Raw genomic sequence first — 20,822 nt, 5'->3', positions numbered from 1 at the left:
GACGGCTGTCAACACCCTGCGCAGCACTTCTTGTCCTGCGGCAGAGGTATTGCTGGGGGATTTCGCCGGTGCTAACTTCCTGCGAACCGGTTCGACGAGCGGCCGTCTCCGCATGCCGCAAGGGACGACGGACGGGTCGCAGCCCATGTCCACGCGATGAGTCGAACCGGTTCGACTCTCCTTCAGCCTCCGATTCAGCGTCCGAGCAGTCAGCGTCCGAGCAGTACGGAAACCACGGAGACCTCAGTGCGACGAAGTAGAACGACTGTGGCCGGAGCCGCGGCGACGGCCGCCCTCGCCACCCTCCTGGCCGGCCCTTACGCGGGAACCGCCGGGGCCGCGGAGCGGGAACGGCTCGTCATCGACCTCGCCACCGACACCGGCGCCTTCCACGGCGGCGCCGCCGGCTCGCTGTACGGCGTGTACGGCGACGGCGTGCCGAGCCGCAACCTCATCGAGGGCATGCACCTGCGCACGGTTTCGACGAAGGCACAGGACGGTCCGCAGCACCCGGGAGCGGACGCGCTGGAGATGCTGCCGCCGTTCGTGGACTCGGGCGGCAAGGACGTCTACATCTACATGACCGACATCTACCGCGGCTTCCCTTACCAGTGGCCGGGCGCGGACGGTCCGGCGCGGCTGGCCGGCTTCAAGGAGAAGATCAAGAAGCAGGTCCAGCAGGTCCTGACCATGGGCGAGTACAAGGACAACGTCGTCTACGTGCCCTTCAACGAGCCCGAAGGGAACATGTTCGGGACCGGCGAGTGGAGTTACAACAAGGTCTCCTGGCTGAACGACCCGCGGCACTACTTCGCGGCCTGGAAGGAGGTCTACCACCTCATCAAGGGCCTCGACCCGGACGCCCGCATCGCCGGCCCCAACACCAGCGTGCTCTACAACCAGGTCAAGGGCTTCCTGCAGTACGCCAAGGCCAACGACGTGGTGCCGGACGTGATGACCTGGCACGAGCTGTCGTCGCCCGCCGCGGTCCGCACGAACGTGGCGAAGTACCGGCAGATGGAGAAGGACGTCGGGGTCGGCCCGCTGCCGATCAACGTCAACGAGTACGGGCACAACTACCACCTGTCCGTGCCCGGCCAGGTCGTCCAGTGGGTCTCCGCCATCGAGGAGTCGAAGATCGACGCCGACCTGGCCTACTGGAACATCGACGGCAACCTCAACGACTCGGCCGTGGAGGCCAACAAGGGCAACGGCCAGTGGTGGCTGTTCAACGCCTACGGGCAGATGTCCGGCCACACCGTGAAGGTGACCGCCCCGCACCCCAACCAGCAGTACACGCTCCAGGGCGTGGCCACCCTCGACGAGGACAAGAAGCAGTCCCGGGCCCTCTTCGGCGGCAAGAGCGGTGACGCCGACATCGTCTTCGACCACATCGACCCGAAGCTGTTCGGGAAGACCGTACGCGCCACCGTCCAGGAGATCCCCTGGAGCGGGCAGGTCGGCGACTCGGCACAGCCGTTGCGGCTCGCGGACCAGGAACTGACGGTCGGGTCGGACGGCTCGGTCACGCTGCCGATGACCGGCATGAACGAGATGTCCGCCTACCAGGTCATCCTCTCCCCCGGCGGCAACGGCGCGAAGCCGGCCGCGCCTTCGGTCAGCTGGCGCAAGACGTACGAGGCCGAGAACGCCACCTACACCGGCAAGGGTTACTCCAGGAACGGCCCCGAGGGCACGCCCTCCGACGTCGGCAAGTTCGCCACGTCGGGCGCCTACAACGTGGGCGGTCTGCGCACCGGCTCCGACGGGGTCCTCGCCTTCGACGTCGAGGTCCCCCAGGACGGCACGTACGACCTGAGCGTCTTCGCCAACTCCTACAACCTGTACGACCTGGTGAAGGAGCAGGGCCCGACCAATGTCTTCCTGCGTGTCGACGGCAAGGAACCGCAGGAGCTGCGGCTGCCGCTGGGCTACAAGTGGGTGGTGTGGGGCCACACCGACACGACGGTGAAGCTGACGGCCGGCAAGCACCGGATCACACTGGCCGCGCAGGACCCCGACCTCGGGGTCACCAAGGGTGACGCGATCATCGACAAGATCGACCTGTCCCTGCGGGACGAGAAGGTGACCGCCCCGGCGGTCTACGAGGCCGAGTACGCCACCCTCACCGGTACCGAGCCGCGCTACACGGACCGCACTGCCTCGGGGCCGGGCGCGGTTCCGCTGCCCAAGGGCGCCTCCGCGACCTTCTGGGTCCACTCCCCCACCGACGGTGAATCGACCGTGTCGGTCGACCACTTGGGCGGCGGCCACGCGAGCCTGGCACTCAACGGCGAGAAGCTCGACCTGCCGAAGACCGGCGGGACCAAGAAGGGCACGGACACGGTCCGGATGTTCCTGTCCGGCGGCATCAACAAGATCACCGTGACCGGTACGGCACGCGAACTCGTCCTCGACCGGCTGCGGGTCACCCCGTCGAAGGGCACCCTGGTGCCCAGCGTCCAGCAGGCGGAGAACGGCACGCTCACCGGGGCGGCGAAGGTCACCGACGCCTACACCTTCGCCACGAACGGCAAGGCCGTCACCGGCATCGGCGACGGAAAGGCCAACGCCCTCAGCGTCGACGTGGTGGCCGCCAGGGCCGGGCGGCACGCGCTGACCATCCGCTACTCCAACGCCGAGCAGGCTCCGGCCACCCACTACAACCCCGACCCGATCGCCCGCCACGCGGACCTCTCCGTCAATGGCGGACCGGCACGCCGGGTGCTGTTCCCGACCACCTTCCACTTCAACAACTTCTGGGACCTGACCGTCCCGGTCACCCTCGAGAAGGGCAAGAACCGGCTCACCTTCACGGCGGAGGAACTGCCGGACTTCGACGGCGACACGTACAACCAGTACGACCAGCGATCCCCGTACGCACCGGTGATCGACCGGATCGCCGTCACGCCGATGGCGGCGAAGTAGGCGAAGTAGCCGCTCCGACCGCGAGGCGCCGATCCGGAAACCCGGTCGGCGCCTCGCCCCGCGCGTCAGTGCCCGCGCGGTGTCACCCACAGGTGTGATGAGGGAGGCCGTACGCCCGGAAGGCGGAAACCGGGGCCCCCGCGCCGCTACGTTGGCACGGTGCGGCGGATCGGGGAGTTCACCGTGGAACGGCGCCTCGGTGCCGGCGGAATGGGCGTGGTGTACCTCGCGCGCAGCGCCGCCGGACGGCGCGTGGCGCTGAAGGTGATCCGGCCCGAGTACGCGGACGAGCCGCACTTCCGTGCCCGGTTCCGGCGCGAGGTGGCGGCGGCCCGCAAGGTGAGCGGGGCGTTCACGGCGCCCGTCCTGGACGCCGACCCGGACGGCGATCCGCCCTGGCTGGCGACGCAGTACGTGGTCGGCGACTCCTTGGACGACCGAGTGCGGTCCTGTGGTCCGCTGCCCGTGGCCGATGTGGTCCGACTGGCCGGACAGCTCGCGGAGGCGTTGCGCGACATCCACCGGCAGGGGCTCGTGCACCGGGATCTGAAGCCTGCCAACATACTGCTGGCCGACGACGGCGTACTGGTCATCGACTTCGGTATCGCCCGTTCCATCGCCCAGAGCCGGGCGCTCACCCGCAACGGCGCGCTGGTGGGCACCCCGGCCTTCATGGCGCCGGAGCAGCTGATCTCGGCCCAGGAGGTCTCCCCGGCGACGGATGTGTTCGCGCTCGGTGGCGTCCTGGCCTTCGCCGCGTCGGGCCGAAGTCCCTTCGAGGATCCCGAGGCGGCGGAACTGGAGCCGATCGCGGTGGCCTTCGCGGTGGTGCACCAGGAGCCGGATCTGACCGGCCTTCCCGGAGCGCTGCGCGGGCTGGTTATCCGCTGTCTCACCAAGGACCCCACCCGGCGGCCAGGCCTGGAGGAGGTGCTGCGCCTGGCTACCAGGGCCGAGCGGGGCGACGGCGAGGCCGACAGCGCGCGACCGGTACGGCACCGGCGCCCCGGGAGGGCGGCGGTCGCCGCGCTGGCCGCGCTCACCGCTCTGCTCCTGCCTGGGGATGTGTCACGGTCGGGGGCGTCGGCTGTCCTGCCGTGCGCGGACGGTATGACCGCCCTCGGTGAGGGGCGTATGCGCAGATGTGTCGGTCTGCTGGACGCGGACGTGTCGCCCGAGCTGCTGCGCCGCACGTCGAGCCGGGCCGTCGCCCCGGTGCTGGAGCGGATCGCCGCGGAGAACCGGCGGGTGGTGGCGGCCGCCGCGAAGCCGGGCGGGCGGCGGTACGTGTCGATGGTGTATCTGACGCCCCTCACCGAGGAGTTCGACGGCGTCGCCTCGATGGAGGCGGTACGGCGTGATCTGGAGGGCGCCTATTTCGCCCAGCTCAGGACCAACGGGAGACTCGCCGGCCAGGCCGAAGGCGCCCCGGTCCGGCTGCTGTTCGGCCAGACCGGAGGCTCCGCCCAGCAGCGGAACCACACGGTCGGGCAGGTGCTCGGGGCCCGGCGTGCCGAGCGGATCGTGGCGGCGCTCGGTCTGGGCGGCAGCACCGCCGCCAGCCAGGACATGGTGGAGGCGCTGACGGCCGGCGGCCTGCCCGCGTTCGGTTCCGTCCTCACGGCCGACTCCTGGTCCGCCGTTCCCGGCCTGGCACGGGTCGCGCCCACCAACGCCGACCAGGCGGCAGCCGCCGTACAGCACCTGTCGACCGGTGCGCTCGCCCGCGCCCGGATCCTGTTCGTGCAGGCCGAGGTGGCCGCCGGGGCGGGTGGAGTTGATGGCCTGCATGGTCGACTCCTGGGTGCCGACGGCCTCGACCACCGAGTGCGCGCCCAGCCCGCCCGTCAGTTCCTTGATCCTCGCCACGCCCGCGTCACCGCGCTCCTCGACGATGTCGGTCGCGCCGTAGAACCGGGCGAGCTCCTGCCGTTCGGGGTGGCGGGACATCGCGATGATCCGCTCGGCGCCGAGCTGTTTGGCGGCGAGGACGGCCATCAGGCCGACCGCGCCGTCGCCGACGACCGCGACGGTCTTACCCGGGCCGGCCTCGGCGGCGACGGCTCCGTACCAGCCGGTGCCGAGAACGTCGGAGGCGGCCAGCAGCGAGGGGATCAGGTCCTCGTCCGGCTGCCCGGGTGTGGGCACGAGGGTGCCGTCCGCGTGGGGGATGCGGGCCTTCTCGGCCTGGGTGCCGATCGTCCCTGCCACGAATTCGCGGTGCACACAGCCGGACTGGCAGCCCGAGCGGCAGATCTCGCAGGTGTTGTCGGAGATCACGAACGACCCGACGACGAAGTCGCCCACCTTGACGTTCCGCAGGTCGTCGCCGACCTCCTCGACCACGCCCGCGTACTCGTGGCCCATGGCCGTGTGGTCGGCGGGCTCGACCCCGCGGTAGGGCCACAGGTCCGACCCGCAGATACAGGTCGCGGTCAGCCGGACGATCGCGTGGGTGGGCTCGATGATCTTCGGGTCCTCACGCTCCTCCACCCGGACATCGCCTGCCGTGTACATGACTACTCCACGCATGACTGCGTCTCCTTGCCTTCTGTGTGCCGGCGCCCGCAGCGCCGAGTCGTGCCAGGTGGGTCACGTCACCGCCCGAGGCGCTTCCGATCAGGCCGCGCCACCGGTGACGGCGGAGCGGAAAGCACCACGACATCCAGGGAACCAGCCCATGGCGCGGGCAGGGAGTTACTGATGAGGGGTGTACTGGCAGTACACCCCACGCCGCCGGACTCGGCCGTACGGTCGTGCTGTGGACAACCGTGACGAAGTCCGCGAGTTCCTCACCTCGCGGCGAGCCAAGACCACACCCGCGCAGGCCGGGCTGCCGGCCGGCACCCGGCGCCGCGTCCCCGGGCTGCGCCGCAGCGAGGTCGCAGCCCTGGCCGACGTCAGCGTCGAGTACTACGCCAAGCTCGAACGCGGCGACCTCGCCAGCGTCTCACCCGCCGTGCTCGAAGCCGTCGCCCGCGCCCTCCAGCTCGACGACGCGGAACGCGCCCACCTGCTCCATCTGGCCCAAGCCGCCGAGGGCTCCGACGCCCTCGCCCGCCCCCGGCCCCGCTCCAGCAGGCAGCGCACCCTGCACAGGAGCCTGCAATGGGTCCTGGACGCCATCACCACCGGGGCCGCGTTCGTCGTCAACGGCCGTCTGGATCTGCCCGCCGCCAACCAGCTCGCCCGCGCCTCGGCATCACCACAGCACGCGGACAGGAGCATTTCGCCCTGCTGTTCATGGGCATCGCGGGCGGTCTGGGTTCTCCCACGTTCAACATCAATGTCGTCACCCGCCCTTCTGCCTGACGGGTTGCGCCGCCGTCAGTTGTCGCCGACGGCGCGTTCCTCGTCCCCGTCCCCACCCCCGGCCCCGGCCCCGGCCGCCCGGTCGTCGTCTTCCGGCGCCGGGCCCAGCAGGACCTCGATGCCCGCGCGCAGGTACCGCTCCAGCGTGGCGTCCGGCGCCGAGACCAGGGCGGGTGGGCGGATCTCCGTGCGCATCAGGCTGGTGCCGAGCATCCAGGCCGCAAGGAGTTCCGCCCTCAAGTCGGCGTCGGGGCCGTCGAGGCGGGCGGCCAGGCGGTTGGAGAACACTTCCGTGAAATCCGCCCGCAGTCGCGCCACCGCCTCGTCCCGGCCGGAGGACCGCAGCACGGAGAGCACCGGGTGCGGGAAGTCACCCTCCCTCGGCTGCCCCATGAGCAGCGCGCAGAACCAGTCGGGGATCGTCTCGACCGGCTCGTTCAGCAGCGGCTCGAACATCTTGCCTGTACCGGAAACGTCGTTGAACAGCGCTTCTTTCGAGCCGAAGTAGCGGTAGACGAGGGCGGCGTCCACGCCGACGTCGCCAGCTATGTCGCGCACGCTGGTGCCCTCGTAGCCGTACTTGCCGAAGCGGAAGGCCGCGGCGGCCCGCAGCGCCGTTCGCGTCGCCGAGGCCGAGCGTTTGTGGGCGGGCCGGCGGGCCACCGCCTTTGCCGCCTCGCCGTTCTGTACTCCGGTCACGTACCGCACCTCCGTGGTCCACGGCGCTTCCGCCATCCGCCCATGTTCCAGTCTGCGGCGGCTGTCTCAAAGTCACCGACCGATGTCATCAATCGTTGACTTATGTTCTCGCCGCATGCGATACCTGACTCAGGTCAACGATTGGTTACTAAGTCCTCTCTCTGCCCGGGCCGTACGACGGAGTCGGCCCTTCCAGGTCCGCCCGCACGACGCGATCGAGCTCGCCCTCCGCGCCCCCGACCGTCGCAGGCAGGCCCCCACCGACCGGAAAAGGTGATCTTCTGTGCCTGCTCGACGCGTCGCCGTGATCGGAACCGGCTACGTCGGACTCACAACCGGAGCCTGTCTGGCCTCACTTGGGCACTCCGTGGGGTGCGCGGACGCCGACCCGTACAAGGTCGAGCGGCTGCGCGAAGCCCGGGTGGACATCTTGGAGCCTGGTCTGCAAGAGACCGTCCGGGACGCGCTGGACGCGGCCCGGCTCCACTTCACCGGCGACACCGCGGCCGCCGTCGCCGAGGCGGAGGTGGTGTTCCTGTGCCTGCCCACGCCCATGGGGGCGGGCGGCGCGGCCGACCTCGCCGCCGTGGAGGCCGTCGCCGCGCAGATCCGCGACGTACTGCCGCCCGGCTGTGTCGTCGTCAACAAGTCGACCGTGCCCGTCGGAACGTGCGAGCGCGTCGCCGCGCTGCTCGGCCGGGACGACGTGGCCGTGGTGAGCAACCCGGAGTTCCTTCGCGAGGGCCGCGCCGTCCACGACTTCCTGCACCCCGACCGGATCGTCATCGGCTCCGCCGACCGGGACGCCGCCCGGCGCGTCGCCGACCTGTACGCCGGACTGGACGCGCCGCTGGTGCTCACCGACCCCGCCAGCGCCGAACTGACCAAGTACGCGGCCAACTTCTTCCTCGCGATGAAGCTGTCCTTCGCCAACAACCTCGCCACGGTCTGCGAACGCTTCGGCGCCGACATCAACGATGTCACCGAGGGCATCGGCCGGGACCCGCGCATCGGCTCCGCGTTCCTGCGGCCCGGACCCGGCTGGGGCGGCTCCTGTCTGCCCAAGGACACCCACGCCCTGCTGACCGTGTGCGAACTGGCCGGGATCGACTTCCCGTTGCTGCGCGCCACCATCGAGACCAACGTCACCCACCAACAGCAGCTCGTCGAACGTGTCGCCGCCGCGTGCGGGCGCGGCGCGGACGGCTCGCTGCACGGCGTACGACTCGCCCTGTACGGCCTGACCTTCAAGGCCGGCACCTCCGACCTGCGCGACTCCCCCGCGCTCTCCGTCGCCCGGCTGCTGCGCGAGCGCGGCGCCGAACTCACGGCGTACGACCCGGCGTTGCGTGAGGAGCGGCCCGATCTGAGCGATCTCGTCGAACTCGCCGACGACCCGGTGCGGGCGGCGGAGGGGGCGGCGGCCTGTCTCGTCCTCACCGAGTGGCCGGAGCTGCGCGACCTCGACTGGGCGGCGATCGCCGCGCGCATGGCCGGCCAGGAGGTCCACGACTTCCGCAACCTGCTGGACGCGGACCGGCTCGCGCGGGCCGGGCTGAGCTGGCACGGCGTCGGGCGGCCCGCGGAGGCACCGACACAGGTGGCGTGACACCTGTGCGGGGCGACCGGCGCGCCGGTCGCGCCCTGTCGGGCCCGGACGCACGCCCAACTCCTCCTTCCCTCCGAAGAAGAATCCCTAGAGAAAGGCTCACCCCCATGCGGGTTCTGTGCACCACGCTCGGCAGCCCCTCCCACGGGCGTGCTCAGCTGCCCCTGCTGCGCGCCCTCGCCGAGGCCGGGCATCAGGTGCTGGTGGTCACCACCGAGGCCCTCGTCCCCGTCTTCCGCGACGACGACGTACAGGTGAACGCCGCTTTACCGGAGTTCGATCCGCTCGCCGCGATGGGACCGTACCTCGCGGAGCTCCAGGACACCGCCGACCTGACGCAGCCGACGGACGCGCTGACCCGGCTGCTGATGCGCAACGTGGCCGGGCCGGGAGTCAAGCCTCATCTGGACGTTCTGCTCCCCCTCGCCCGGGATTTCCGGCCCGATCTGATCCTGCGGGACGGTATGGACATGGGCGCGGTGCTCACCGCCGAACTGCTCGGCGTGCCGCAGTTGCCGACGCCTTCCGGGTTCAGCAACATCCTGGACCCCGCCGATGTGCTGCCGCAGCTGAACGAGCGGCGCGCGGAGCTGGACCTGCCCGTGCGGGACGATCCGCTGTCCGTCGTACCGCACGGCCGGGTCGACTACGTGCCGCCCGCCTTCTCGTTCGCCCGGCACCTGCCCAAGACATGGGCCTACCGGCAGACGGTGGACGTCGAGCGCGGTGGGGTGCTGCCGGAGTGGGCCGCCGAACTGCCCACGGACCGGCCGCTGGTGTACGCCGCGATCGGTACCGCCCTGCCGAAGATGAGTGAGCGCACGGCGGACGGGGCGGCACCTCTGCCCGTGAAGCTGCCGGACCCCACCGAGAGCCTGCGCGCGATTCTGGAGGCGGCTGCCGAGTTGGACGACTGCACCGTGGTCGTGTCGACGTCCGGGGTGCCGGTGGGCACCGAGGGGCTGCCCGGGCACGTCCATGTCACGGAGCGGGTGCCGCAGCCGCTGCTGCTGGAGTCGGTCGACCTGTTCCTCACCCACGGCGGTTTCAACAGCATCCGCGAGGCCATGCGCACCGGCACGCCGCTGGCGGTCCTGCCGCACTTCGGGGACCAGCCCGCCAACGCGGAACGTGTGGAGGAGCTGGGCCTGGGTCGTCACATCGAGGACCGCAGCGCGGCCGGCATCGCCGACGTGTGCCGCAAACTCCTCACCGATCCCGAGCCCCGGGCGCGGGCCCGGTCGGCCCAACTGGCGATGCTGACACTGCCGGAGATCGAGCAGGCGGTCGGCGACCTGGCCGGCATCGTCGGCTAGCCGCCCCTGCCCCCGGCGCGGGCCGCTCCGGAGCCCCGGGGCGGCCCGCGCCCGCGCGCCGTACCCGCCCCCACCCCGAGGACGACACGTGACCTTCTCCGACACCCAAGAACAGGGCGCGGCCGGGGACATGCCCCCGCGGCTCAGTCACCGGCAGATCACCACCGTCATGTCCGGGCTGGTGCTCGGCATGTTCCTGGGGGCGCTGGACCAGACAGTGGTCTCGTCCGCGCTGCGGACCATCGCCGACGACCTGCACGGGCTGACCGCCCAGGCATGGGTGACCACCGCGTATCTCATCACCGCCACCATCGCGACGCCGCTCTACGGCAAGCTCTCCGACATCCACGGCCGCAGGCCCGTCTACCTCGCCGCGATCGCCCTGTTCACCGTCGGCTCGCTGCTGTGCGGATGCGCCACGTCGATCTACGAACTCGCGGCGTTCCGCGCCGTGCAGGGTCTCGGCGGGGGCGGGCTGATGTCGCTCGCGATGACGATCGTCGCCGACATCACCACCCCGCGCGAAAGGGGCCGCTACCAGGGCTACTTCATGGCCGTGTTCGGCGGCGCCAGCATCGTCGGCCCGCTGGTGGGCGGAGCGTTCGCGGACCGGGCCGAGCTGCTCGGGATAGCCGGCTGGCGCTGGATTTTCCTGATCAACGTGCCGCTCGCCGCCGCGGCCGCGGTGGCGATCACGCGCGTGCTGCGCTTCCCGCACCGGCGGGTCCGGCACCGGCTCGACCACGCCGGGGCGCTCGCCCTGGCCGTGGGACTCGTGCCGCTGCTGACGGTCGCCGAGCAGGGACGCACCTGGGGGTGGGACTCGCCCCGGGCCCTGTCGATGTACGCGATCGGAGTGGCAGGGCTGGCCGTGTTCGTCGTGGTGGAGCGGCGGTCGGGCGACGCCGCGCTGCTGCCGCCGCGCCTGTTCCGCATCCGGACCTTCCGGCTGGGCGTCGGGCTGCACTTCGTCGTCGGCATCGGCATGTTCGGCGCGATGACGACGCTGCCGCTCTATCTCCAGCTCGTGCGCGGCATGAGCCCCATCGAGGCGGGCGTGGCCACCCTGCCCACGGTCGCCGCGAACCTCGCGGTGACGCTGCTGACGGGCCGGATGATCGCCCGGACCGGCCGGTTCAAGGTCCATCTCGTCGCCGGCGTCGGCTCGTTCACCGCCGCGATGCTCGTGTTCGCCACGCTGCGCGTGGACAGCCCGCTGTGGCACCCTGCGCTCGGCATGGCCCTGATGGGCGCGGGACTCGGTGCGTCGATGCAGACGCTCACCACGCTCGCGCAGTGCGAGGTGCCCCGTACGGACATGGGCGCGGCGACGGCATCCGTCAACTTCTTCCGCTCCAACGGCGGCACGGTCGGCACCGCGGCGTTCCTGTCGATCCTGTTCACCACGGCGGCCGGCAGCATCGCCGAGCGACTGGCCGAGGCCCGCCACGACCCGGCCTACCGCCACCTGCTGGCCCAGCCCGACAACGCGCACGCCCTGACGGGTGTCCTCCGACCCGGCGGCGGCGTCAGCCTGGAGGACTCCGCCTTCCTGCGCACCCTCGACCCGAGCGCGGCACTGCCGTTCCTGGAGGGCTACGTCACCTCGATGCGCATCGTCTTCCTCACCGGCGCCGCGGTGTCCCTGGCCGCCTTCGCGCTGGCGGCCTGGCGGGTTCCCGACCTCACGCTCTCCGACGAGTAGCGTCCAGGGAACGTCGAATGTCAGGTCCTGGCCGCACGCGCCGCGGATCTGTCCCACGTGTACGGACAGGGCGAGACCCGGGTGATCGCCCTGGACCACGTCACTGTGAACTTCCACCAGGGCGAGTACACCGCGATCATGGGTGAGGCTGGTGGCGACGGCGATGAGGGCGAGGATTCACCGCCGCAGGCGCTCGTCGCTATCACCCGCAGCTGCCATGCCCCGGGATACACTGCTCCGCTCCACCCTGACTGGAGGTCACCTGAATGTCCCCCGCACGGGTACTTGCCGGTGCTCCGTTGGCTCTGGTGATTCTCGCCCTGTCCGGCTGCTCTTCCCACTGGGGCTGCACCGACACGACCGCGGAGCGCGGTGAGGCGGGTGTCAGGGTGCAGGTCGAGGACACGTCTGGGCGGCCTCTCGGCGTCACCGCCGAGGTCGTTGACTGGCGCCTTGAGCCCCACCCGCAGGTGCCCTCCGAAGGTGACCAGGTCCACTTCCACTACCGCTTGGACGGCGCCGACGAGATATCCGGCCCTGCAGTGGACGCCTGCGCGGTCGATAAGGAGCGCGTGGCGTTGGGGTGTCATACGGTTTATTCGTCCCAGGCGTTCGGGCCGGACGGTGACCTCACGGGCGACGACTGGCTCGCCGTCCAGCACCCTGAGCAGGTTGCCGGAGTGCTGTTGATCCCGAATGACCAGTCCCACGACGGACGAACCTGCGAGCAGGACATCAAGGACGGTGGCGGGCCGCATCCTCCAGAACCAGCCGGCATGGGGGACCAACTGTAAGCCGTCATTCAGAGGCGTCGGCAGCCGGACGGCCAGGAGATGGGCCGTTCCACGACCCATCGGTGCCGGCCCAGTCGTTGGGATGACTCGATGCCCTTGCGGGCGAGGCGGTGCCGGACGCCGCGGGAGGCCGGGCTACCCCGCCAGCGCGCCCATCGCCCGGTCGAGCAGCACGGCCAGGGGAACAGTGCCCTCGCAAGCCACCCACCCCGTGGCGGCCACGTCCAGGCAGGCGAGCGCGGCGGCGGCCAGTGCGCTCGGCCTGGTGTCCTCCGGCCGGTCGGGGCTGACCCCGAGTCGCCGGGCGACCTCCGGCACCAGCAGTTCCTGCCAGCTCCGTTGCTTCTCATAGTGGCCGGCGCGCAGCGACGGGGTCTCCTGGAGCATGCGCAGATAGCTGAGTGCCTGTTCCGGTGCCTGCTCGTTCATCCGCGTCAGGACATCGAACGACCGGCGCAGCGCCTCCCAGGGCGGCTCGTCGTCGGGGCGGGCGGCGAGCGCCTCCGCGATCCGGCGACCGGACTCCGCCAAGCGCCCGAGGACGATGTCCTCCTTGGTGCCGAAGTACCGGAACAGGCTGGCGCGCGACAGACCCACCTCGGCGGCGATCTGGTCGACGGTCGTCTTGTCGAACCCCTGCTCGGTGAAGAGCCGGTGCGCCACCTCGACCACTTCCGCCCGAACCGTCGCACGCATGCGCTCACGCAAGCCGGGCGGCTTGCCTGCGGACTGTGCGGCGGTACGGGCGGTCTCGGTCATGCCAGAAGGGTACAGCAAGGACTCAATTTGATACCGAGTATCAAACCCGAGCGACCTCGACCACCTCGCCGAGCGCCCCGGCCTACTGGACGACCACCCGAAGAGTGTCTAGATTTTCCGTCCAGGTCTGGACACCCGGTCCAGAATCGCTTCTCGGGCAGGCCTTGTGAAACGCATCGGACAAGAGGGCACTCGTACGGCTCGGTGCCTCCCGGGCGATCGTCTACAACTACGCCGAGTGAAGGGCAGTCCATGACCTCCGCCGGATCGGCCACCGAGCCCGCGCCCGCTCCCTCGCCCGGCTCCGGCCGGCCACCGGCCGCACACCGCCTGCTCCACATCACCGAGGAGCAGACCGCCGCGATCATGGATGAGGACCTGGCCCTCGAAGCGGCCCGTGCCGCCTTCGCCGCGACGGTGGACGGGCCGGTCTTTCCCAGTCTCGCCGTCCACGGGTCCGACCCGCGCAACCGATTCACGCTCAAGCCGTCCGCGTCGGCGACGCATGCCGGGGTGAAGATCGGTACCTACTGGCCGGGCAACGCGGAGCACGGGCTGCCGCGCCACCACTCCGCCCTGCTGCTCTTCGACCAGACGACCGGCAGGATCGCGGTCGTCCTGGAGGTCGGCACCGCGAACGCCTACCGGACCGCTGCGGCCGACGCCCTGGCCGTCGACCTTCTGGCCCGGGCCGACGCCACCACCCTGGCCGTCTTCGGCACCGGGCACCAGGCGGCCTACGAGGTGGCGGCCGTCAGCCGCATCCGTCCCCTCGACGAGGTCCTGGTCGTGGGACGAACCTCGGAGCGGGCCGAGCAGATGGCCGCGGCGCTGGCCGCGGAAGGACACAACGCCCGTGGCGTCGGCGCCGAGGAAGCCTGCGCCCGGGCCGATGTGATCGTCACCGCCACCACCGCCACGATCGACACCCCGCCGCTGTTCGATGCCACGTGGGTCCGCCCCGGTACGCATATCTCCTGCATGGGCGCCGACGCCCCCGGCAAGCGGGAACTCCCGTCCGACCTGTTCAGCCGTGCGCGCGTCTTCTGCGACCTGTCCGAGCAGGCCCGCCTCATGGGCGAGAGCCAGCACGCTCCTGCCGAGGCGGTCCTCACCCCACTCGGCGAGGTCCTGACCCACCGCGCCACGGGACGCACCGACGACAGCGGCATCACGATCTTCGACAGCTCCGGAATCGGACTGCAGGACCTGTATCTGGGCCTGGCCCTTCTGAAGAAAATGGACATCTCCCTGTGAACACCCTCGGACCCGCCACCAGCCGCAGCGCCGTCCGGACGCTTACCGACCCCGACACCCCGTTCGCCGTCGTCGACATCCACAAGACCCGACGCAACATCGAACGACTGGCAGCCAAGGCCGACCGGCTCGCGGTCGCCCTGCGCCCCCACGTGAAGACGGCCAAGAGCCTGGATGCGCCGCCCTCCTGCACGACGGCTCTCCCTGCCCCATCACCGTCTCCACCCTCGCCGAGGCCGAGGCGTTCGCCGACGGCGGCTACACCGACATCACCTACGCCGTCGGCATCGCCCCCCCCACCCCCCCCCCCACAAACTCCCGCGTGTCCTCGCACTGCTGCGCCGCGGTGTCACCCTGCGCATCCTGCTGGACAGCACCACCCAGGCGGAGTTCGTCGCCGAAGCCTCCCGCCAGTCCGGCCTTCCCGTCCCGACCCAGATCGAGATCGACTGTGACGGCCACCGCGGGGGCCTCAAGCCCGACGACCCCGCACTCCGCGAAATCGGCGGCATCCTGCACGACGCGGGCTGCCTGGACGGCGTGCTGACCCACGCGGGTGAGTCCTACTTCGCCTACACCGCCGGGGAACTGCGTCTGGCGGCGAAGAAGGAACGTGACACCGCCGTCACCGCGGCCGAGCGGCTGGTGCCGAACAGGCCGTAGTCGGCGTTGTTGACGACGACGTCCAGACGGCCGAAGTGGTCGTGCGCCCGCTTGGGGGCCTCGGTGACGGCGGCCTTGTCGGTGACGTCCAGGGTCAGCGGAAGGATCGCCTCGCCGTGGGCGGCCACCAGGTCCGCGAGGGAGTCGGTGGTGCGGGCGGTGGCCGCGACCCTGTCGCCGCGCTCCAGGGCCGCCTGGACGAACTGGCGGCCGAAGCCGCGCGAGGAGCCGGTGATGAACCAGATCTTGCTCACGAGAACACTCCCGTTTCGAATTAAGTCTTACGAGAAGACTCTACATCGGATTGAGACTTAGTATCAAGATGAGTCGTGGATTCGCTGCTGTACGCTGCCCGCATCAGCGAGGCACGTTTGACAACTGGAGGACAGAGATGTCTTCAGACGGGGCGCACGGTGACCAGGTGACGTCCGGACTCGACCGGCGTACTGAACTGAGGGAGTTCCTGCGTTCCCGCAGGGCCCGGCTCAGGCCCGAGGACGTGGGCCTGCCCTCGTACGGGCGGCGGCGGGTTCCCGGGCTGCGGCGCGAGGAGTTGGCGCAGTTGGCGGGAATGTCGTACGCGTACTACGCACGCCTGGAGCAGGGCTACGGCGAGACCATGTCGGCCGAGGTGCTGGACGCCGTCGCCCGCGCCCTGCGCCTGAACCAGGAGGAGAGTGACCATTTGGTCCGGCTGGCTCAGCCCGAGCGTCAGAGCACGGCGCAGGCCGCACCCTCGCCGCAGCGACTGCGGCCCGCCGTCCAGCACCTGCTCGACGCGCTCGGCGTACCCGCCTACGTCGTCGGCCGGCGCCTGGACATCCTGGGGTGGAACCGGCTCGCCACCGCCGTCTTCGGGGACTGGGCCCAACTGCCGCCCGAGGAGCGCAACGTGGCCCGGCTGTTCTTCCTCTCGCCCGAGGCGCGCGACCGCTTCGCCGACCCGGACCGTAGCGCTCTGAGAATCGCCGGCGTGCTGCGCATGAACGCCGGCAAGAGCCCCGGGGATTCACACCTCTCTTCGCTGATCCAGGAGCTGTCGCAGAAGAGTGAGGAGTTCCGGCAGTTGTGGACACGGCACGAGGTGAGCTGTCCGAGCACCGGCGAGCCCGTGCGGATGCGGCACCCGCTCGTGGGAGAGTTCGACCTCGTCCACGAACCCATGACGCTGCCGGGGGGCGCCCCCATGCGGCTGATGACCTACCACGCCGAGCCGGGCTCCCGCTCGGAGGAAGCCCTGCGGATGCTGGCCAGTTGGGAAATGGAGCCGCTGCGCTGATCTCCCCGGTGCATGTCACGCCGTCATGCGGCCAGCACCGAGGAGGGTGACAACCCGGCCACCGGGGCGGAACCGTGGATGGGGCCGGGGACGCGGGACAAGGGCAGGCCGGTGCCGTTGTTGACGCGGGCGATGATCTCGGCGGTGATGGAGATCGCTGTCTCTTCGGGGGTGTGGGCGCCGAGGTCGAGTCCGATCGGCGAGTGCAGGAGCGCGAGGTGCTCTTCGGGCACGCCGGTCTCACGCAGACGTTCCAGGCGGTGTTCGTGGGTACGCCGGGAGCCCATCGCGCCGATGTAGCCGACGGGGAGGGTGAGGGCCAGGCGCAGCAGGGGGATGTCGAACTTGGCGTCGTGGGTGAGGACGCAGATCGCGGTGCGGGCGTCGACTTCCGTGGCCTCCAGGTAGCGGTGGGGCCAGTCGACGACGACCTCGTCGGCGTGTGGGAAGCGCTGAGTGGTGGCGAAGACGGGGCGGGCGTCGCAGACGGTGACGTGGTAGCCGAGGAAGCGTCCGGCCTGGCTGAGGGCGGCGGCGAAGTCGACGGCGCCGAAGATCAGCATGCGGGGCGGCGCCGCCTGGGTGTGGACCAGGAGCGTCAGCTTCTCCGGGCAGGTGTCGGCGTCCCCGCCGACCTCGACGCGGGCGGTCCGGCCCGCCCGAAGCAGCGCGCGGACCTGGTTGGCCGCCGCCCGGTCCGCCTGGCGGCTGCCCAGTGTCCCGTCGTACGCGCTGCCACCCCCGAAAACGGACAGGGTGCGGCCGAGAAGGCGCTGCGGCCCGCCGATCACCTGTGCCACGGCGACGGGCACACCGGCCGACACCTGTTCCAGGGTGGTGGTGAGGTGGGGCTGGTCGGCGGGGTCGACCCGCTGCACCAGGACCTCCAACTCACCGCCGCAGGTCAGGCCCACGGCGAAGGCGTCGTCGTCGGAGTAGCCGAACGAGGCCCGTATCGGGGGTTCGCCCGTCTCCAGCACCTGTTGGCACAGCTCGTAGACGGCGCCCTCCACGCACCCTCCGGAGACGCTGCCGACCGCCTCCCCGTCGGTGTTCACGGCCAGTGCGGTGCCGGGTGGCAGGGGTGCGCTGCCGCTGACCCGGGTGACGGTGGCGAGGGCGAAGGGGCGGGCCTCGCGGCACCAGCGGTACAGAGTGTCCGCGATGTTCAGCATGAAAGGTGTCCTTCGGGGGTGGTCGGGGAGGCCCGCCGCCGCGGCGGCATGGGGGGAATGGCCGCGGCGGCGGGCCGACCGGGTCGATTCCGGGACTCCCAGGGGGAGAGAGAGCCCCGGCCGCCCGGGGTTCAGAGCAGGGCTTCGGCGGTGATGGGCAGGTCGCGGACGCGGCGGCCGGTGGCGTTGAAGACCGCGTTGGCGATGGCCGGTGCGACCCCGACCTTCACGATCTCGCCGAGGCCCTTGACGCCGATGGGGTCGGCGTGGAGGTCCTCCCCGTCCAGATAGATCGCCTTGATGTCGGGGATGTCGGCGTTGACGGGCACGAGGTAGTCGGCGAGGTTGGCGTTGACGATCCGGCCGTCGCGGTGGTCGGTGGCCGTGTGCTCCAGCAGGGCCTGCCCGACGCCGCCCACCATGGCGCCGAGGGCCTGGCTGTCGGCGAGCTTGGGACTGATGATCCGCCCGACGTCGTAGACGCCCAGCATGCGCCGCATCCGCACCAGGCCAAGCCGCCGGTCGACGGCCACCTCGGCGAACGTCACGCTGTAGGCGTTCATGGAGTACCGGTCGTCGCCGCTCGGGGTGAAGAGCCCGCGCGTCTCCAGGTGCGTACGGCCGTTACGCACCAGCAGTTGCCGGTAGGTCTCCCCGCGCGCGGGGTTGCCCTTGACGTGCAGCCGGCCGCCTCGGACCACGATGTCGTCGGCGTCGATGCCGTGCAGCGGTGACCGCTCGTCCTCGACGGCGAGTTTGATCGCCTCCTGCCGCAGCTTGTCGCAGCCGTCCTGGACGGCGGAACCGACGCCGGCCATGGTCTGCGATCCGCCATGCGGTGGGGCCGCCGGGAAGGTGGAGTCGCCGAGTTCGAAGCGGACCGTGCGCATGGTCAGGCCGAGGGCATCGGCGGCGAGCTGGGTCATGGAGGTGTAGGTGCCGGGGCCCATGTCGCTCGTCGACGCCTGGACCAGGGCCGTGCCGTCGGCGTCCAGCCTGACCCGTGCCTCGGACCGCATGCGCAGGGTGTCGTAGATACCGCTGGCCATGCCCATGCCGATGAGCCAGTCGCCGTCCCGCCGGGAGCGGGGCTTGGGGTTGCGCCGGTGCCAGCCGAACTCGCGGGCTCCGGTCCGCAGGCACTCGCTCAGGCGCCGGGTGGACCAGGGCAGCCCGTTGGCAGGGTCCTCCTGCGGTTCGTTGCGCAGCCGCAGCTCGATCGGGTCGATGCCGGTCTCGTGGGCGAGTTCGTCCATGGCCGACTCGATGGCGAAGGCGGCGCTGGACCAGCCGGGGCCCCGCATGAACGTCGGTGTGTTCACGTCCAGCGGCACGGTCCGATACGCCTGGCGGACGTGGGGCGTGGCGTAGAGCATCTGCCCCGGGTTCATCACACCCTCGACGTAGTGCTCGTACGAGGACGTCTCGGCCCGTATCCGGTGGACCGCCGCCGTCAGGCGTCCGCCTCGGGTGCTGCCCAGACGCAGCCCGTACTCGTAGGCGGGCCGGTAGCCCACCCCGTAGTACAGCTGCTCGCGGGTCAGGACCAGTTTGACCGGGCGGCGGATCTGGCGGGCGGCGAGGGCCGCGATGGTGGAGTGCGGCCAGGCGCGCAGCCCGTTGCCGAACGCGCCGCCGACGAACGGCGAGATCACACGCACGTTCTCCGCCGAAATGCCGAACACGGCGGCGAGTTCGTCCCGCGCGCCCACCACCCACTGGGTCTTGTCCCACACGGTGAGCTTGTCGCCGTCCCAGCGGGCTATGGTGGCGTGCGGCTCCAGCGCGTTGTGGTGGTTACGGGTGAGCCGGTAGGTGCCCTCCAGTTTGACCTCCGCCGACGCCAGTGCGTCTTCGGGGTTGCCGCGCGCGTAGTTCTGCGGCGGCAGGGGGTCGTTCTCCCGGACTCCGGATGCTGCCATGTCGGTCGACGGCTTCTCGGCGTCGTAGGAGACCTTCACCAGGTCCGCGGCGTGCTGGGCGGCCTCCAGTGTGCGGGCGACGACCACGGCGACGGGCTGCCCCATGAAGCGGACCTCGTCGTCCTGGAACACGTGCAGCCGCTCGCCGACGGCCGGGTCCAGCCAGGCGCCCGGGTTGTCGCGGTAGGCCAGCCTGGGGGCGTCGAGGTGGCTGATGACACTCAGGACTCCGGGCAGGGCGTCGGCGGCGCGGGTGTCGATGCCGGTGATGCGTCCGCGCGCGATGGTGCTGTCGACGATGACGGCGTGGACGACGCCGTCGATGTCGTGGTCGGCGGCGTACTTGACCTGGCCGGTGACCTTCAGCCGTCCGTCCACCCGGGACAGCGGCGCTCCGACGGCTGCCTGCGGCTGCGGGCTCACTTGCCACCTCCTACGACGCGCAGTTGGCGCTCGACGGTCCGTTTGAGCAACTCGACCTTGAAACGGTTGTGCTGGAGGGGCCGGGCCCCGTCCGCCGCCCGCTCGGCGGCCCTGGCCCACAGGTCGGCGGACGGCCGCTTGCCGATGAGCTCCCGCTCGACGGCGGGCAGCTTCCACGGCACGGTGCCCACGCCTCCGGCGGCCACCTTCGCCTGGCGGATCACCCCGCCGCTGATGTGCAGGGCGACGGCCGCCGAGGTGAGCGCGAACTCGTACGACTGCCGGTCGCGCACCTTCAGGTAACCCGACTTCAGCGGACGCGGAAGGGCCGGAATCTCCACTGCGGTGATCAACTCACCCTGGCGCAGGGCCTGTTCGCGGTTGGGTGTGCTGCCCGGCTTGAGCAGGAAGTTCGCGAAGGGCACGGTCCGCTCGCCGTCCGGCCCCAGCAGTACCACGGTCGCCTCCAGGGCGGCGAAGGCCACGGCGACGTCGGAGGGATGGGTGGCCACGCAGTCGTCGGAGGTGCCGAGGATGGCGTGGGTGCGGTTGACGCCGTGCAGGGCAGCGCAACCGGAGCCCGCCTCACGCTTGTTGCAGGCTGCCGTCACATCACGGAAGTACGTGCACCGGGTGCGCTGCATGATGTTGCCGCCGATGGTCGCCATGTTGCGCAGCTGCGCCGACGCGCTCAGCTCCAGCGCCTGCGAGATCACCGGAAACAGAGCGCGCACGCCCCGGTGGGCGGCGGCCTCGGACATCCGCACGAGCGCGCCGATGCGCAGGCCCCCGCGCTTGGCGACCATGATCTCGCGCAGGGGCAGGCCGCTGATGTCGACCAGCGTGCGGGGGCGTTCGACGGTCTCACGCATCAGGTCGACCAGCGTGGTGCCGCCGGCGATGTAACGGCCGCCGTCACGGCCCGCGTCGAGGGCTTGCCGGGTGTCGGCGGCCCTGGTGTAAGAGAAGGGGTGCATGGGG

Annotated in this window: 12 protein-coding genes and 8 pseudogenes; 12 read left to right on the top strand and 8 right to left on the bottom strand. The window is 70.9% G+C overall.

The genetic code is table 11. The features are described 5' to 3' along the window. Window positions 1-246 precede the first annotated feature (246 nt). Together ACZ6TU_RS28470 and ACZ6TU_RS28465 are read left to right on the top strand one after the other, a co-directional pair. A complete protein-coding gene (locus ACZ6TU_RS28470) occupies window positions 247-2,928 on the top strand; it encodes a cellulosome protein (protein WP_469551922.1) in 2,682 nt (893 codons plus the stop codon). A 159-nt stretch (window positions 2,929-3,087) separates the two neighbouring features. Next, a pseudogene (locus ACZ6TU_RS28465) lies at window positions 3,088-3,855 on the top strand (serine/threonine-protein kinase); the annotation flags it as partial. An 822-nt stretch (window positions 3,856-4,677) separates the two neighbouring features. On the opposite strand, the pseudogene ACZ6TU_RS28460 reads toward ACZ6TU_RS28465, so the two are convergent. After that, window positions 4,678-5,460 (bottom strand): annotated as a pseudogene (locus tag ACZ6TU_RS28460) (zinc-binding dehydrogenase); the annotation flags it as partial. Window positions 5,461-5,689: 229 nt separating this feature from the next. On the opposite strand from ACZ6TU_RS28460, the pseudogene ACZ6TU_RS28455 reads away from it, so the two are divergent. Further along, window positions 5,690-6,145: pseudogene (locus ACZ6TU_RS28455) on the top strand (helix-turn-helix domain-containing protein); the annotation flags it as partial. Next, a pseudogene (locus tag ACZ6TU_RS28450) lies at window positions 6,127-6,240 on the top strand (oxidoreductase); the annotation flags it as partial. The pseudogenes ACZ6TU_RS28455 and ACZ6TU_RS28450, both read left to right, overlap by 19 nt. 15 nt (window positions 6,241-6,255) lie before the next feature. Here the strand turns inward: ACZ6TU_RS28450 and ACZ6TU_RS28445 are convergent. Further along, the gene (locus tag ACZ6TU_RS28445; protein WP_467677454.1) at window positions 6,256-6,939 is read right to left on the bottom strand and encodes a TetR/AcrR family transcriptional regulator; all 684 of its coding nucleotides are present in this window, start codon (window positions 6,937-6,939) and stop codon (window positions 6,256-6,258) included. 283 nt (window positions 6,940-7,222) lie between these two features. On the opposite strand from ACZ6TU_RS28445, the gene ACZ6TU_RS28440 reads away from it, so the two are divergent. From ACZ6TU_RS28440 to ACZ6TU_RS28420, 5 genes and pseudogenes are all read left to right on the top strand, one after another. Next, window positions 7,223-8,548 (top strand): UDP-glucose dehydrogenase family protein, encoded by a 1,326-nt coding sequence (locus ACZ6TU_RS28440; RefSeq protein WP_467677452.1) that lies wholly within the window; start codon window positions 7,223-7,225, stop codon window positions 8,546-8,548. A 107-nt stretch (window positions 8,549-8,655) separates the two neighbouring features. Next, a complete protein-coding gene (locus tag ACZ6TU_RS28435; RefSeq protein WP_467677451.1) occupies window positions 8,656-9,864 on the top strand; it encodes a glycosyltransferase in 1,209 nt (402 codons plus the stop codon). Window positions 9,865-9,952: 88 nt separating this feature from the next. Further along, window positions 9,953-11,569, top strand: coding sequence for an MDR family MFS transporter (locus tag ACZ6TU_RS28430; protein ID WP_467677449.1), 1,617 nt, complete (start codon window positions 9,953-9,955; stop codon window positions 11,567-11,569). A gap of 27 nt (window positions 11,570-11,596) precedes the next feature. Further along, a pseudogene (locus ACZ6TU_RS28425) lies at window positions 11,597-11,722 on the top strand (ABC transporter ATP-binding protein); the annotation flags it as partial. 113 nt (window positions 11,723-11,835) lie between these two features. After that, window positions 11,836-12,363, top strand: coding sequence for a hypothetical protein (locus ACZ6TU_RS28420; RefSeq protein ID WP_469551919.1), 528 nt, complete (start codon window positions 11,836-11,838; stop codon window positions 12,361-12,363). Window positions 12,364-12,374: 11 nt separating this feature from the next. Here the strand turns inward: ACZ6TU_RS28420 and ACZ6TU_RS28415 are convergent. Further along, a pseudogene (locus tag ACZ6TU_RS28415) lies at window positions 12,375-12,491 on the bottom strand (IS5/IS1182 family transposase); the annotation flags it as partial. A gap of 7 nt (window positions 12,492-12,498) precedes the next feature. Beyond that, window positions 12,499-13,122 (bottom strand): TetR family transcriptional regulator, encoded by a 624-nt coding sequence (locus ACZ6TU_RS28410; RefSeq protein WP_467677446.1) that lies wholly within the window; start codon window positions 13,120-13,122, stop codon window positions 12,499-12,501. A 252-nt stretch (window positions 13,123-13,374) separates the two neighbouring features. Between ACZ6TU_RS28410 and ACZ6TU_RS28405 the strand changes: the two genes are divergently transcribed. Together ACZ6TU_RS28405 and ACZ6TU_RS28400 are read left to right on the top strand one after the other, a co-directional pair. Next, on the top strand, window positions 13,375-14,379 hold the full coding sequence (locus ACZ6TU_RS28405; RefSeq protein ID WP_469551918.1) for an ornithine cyclodeaminase family protein: 1,005 nt from the start codon (window positions 13,375-13,377) through the stop codon (window positions 14,377-14,379). After that, window positions 14,376-15,024, top strand: a pseudogene (locus tag ACZ6TU_RS28400) (alanine racemase); the annotation flags it as partial. The gene ACZ6TU_RS28405 and the pseudogene ACZ6TU_RS28400, both read left to right, overlap by 4 nt. Before the next feature lie 2 nt (window positions 15,025-15,026). On the opposite strand, the pseudogene ACZ6TU_RS28395 reads toward ACZ6TU_RS28400, so the two are convergent. Further along, a pseudogene (locus tag ACZ6TU_RS28395) lies at window positions 15,027-15,296 on the bottom strand (SDR family NAD(P)-dependent oxidoreductase); the annotation flags it as partial. A 137-nt stretch (window positions 15,297-15,433) separates the two neighbouring features. Here ACZ6TU_RS28395 and ACZ6TU_RS28390 point away from each other — a divergent pair. Further along, window positions 15,434-16,321, top strand: a complete 888-nt coding sequence (locus tag ACZ6TU_RS28390) for a helix-turn-helix domain-containing protein (RefSeq protein ID WP_467677442.1) — start codon at window positions 15,434-15,436, stop codon at window positions 16,319-16,321. Window positions 16,322-16,344: 23 nt separating this feature from the next. Here the strand turns inward: ACZ6TU_RS28390 and ACZ6TU_RS28385 are convergent, their stop codons facing one another. From ACZ6TU_RS28385 to ACZ6TU_RS28375, 3 genes are all read right to left on the bottom strand, one after another. Continuing rightward, window positions 16,345-17,496: an XdhC family protein gene (locus ACZ6TU_RS28385; protein WP_467677440.1), complete on the bottom strand. Its 1,152-nt coding sequence runs from the start codon at window positions 17,494-17,496 to the stop codon at window positions 16,345-16,347. A gap of 131 nt (window positions 17,497-17,627) precedes the next feature. Next, window positions 17,628-19,841, bottom strand: a complete 2,214-nt coding sequence (locus ACZ6TU_RS28380; RefSeq protein ID WP_467677439.1) for a xanthine dehydrogenase family protein molybdopterin-binding subunit — start codon at window positions 19,839-19,841, stop codon at window positions 17,628-17,630. Then, window positions 19,838-20,818, bottom strand: a complete 981-nt coding sequence (locus ACZ6TU_RS28375; protein ID WP_467677437.1) for an FAD binding domain-containing protein — start codon at window positions 20,816-20,818, stop codon at window positions 19,838-19,840. Before ACZ6TU_RS28375 ends, ACZ6TU_RS28380 begins: the two co-directional genes overlap by 4 nt. Window positions 20,819-20,822 lie beyond the last annotated feature (4 nt).

Source organism: Streptomyces sp. NPDC052064, from assembly GCF_055585925.1.
Note: the sequence above shows the minus strand (reverse complement) of the source record. Positions and strands in the feature narration are given on the sequence as shown.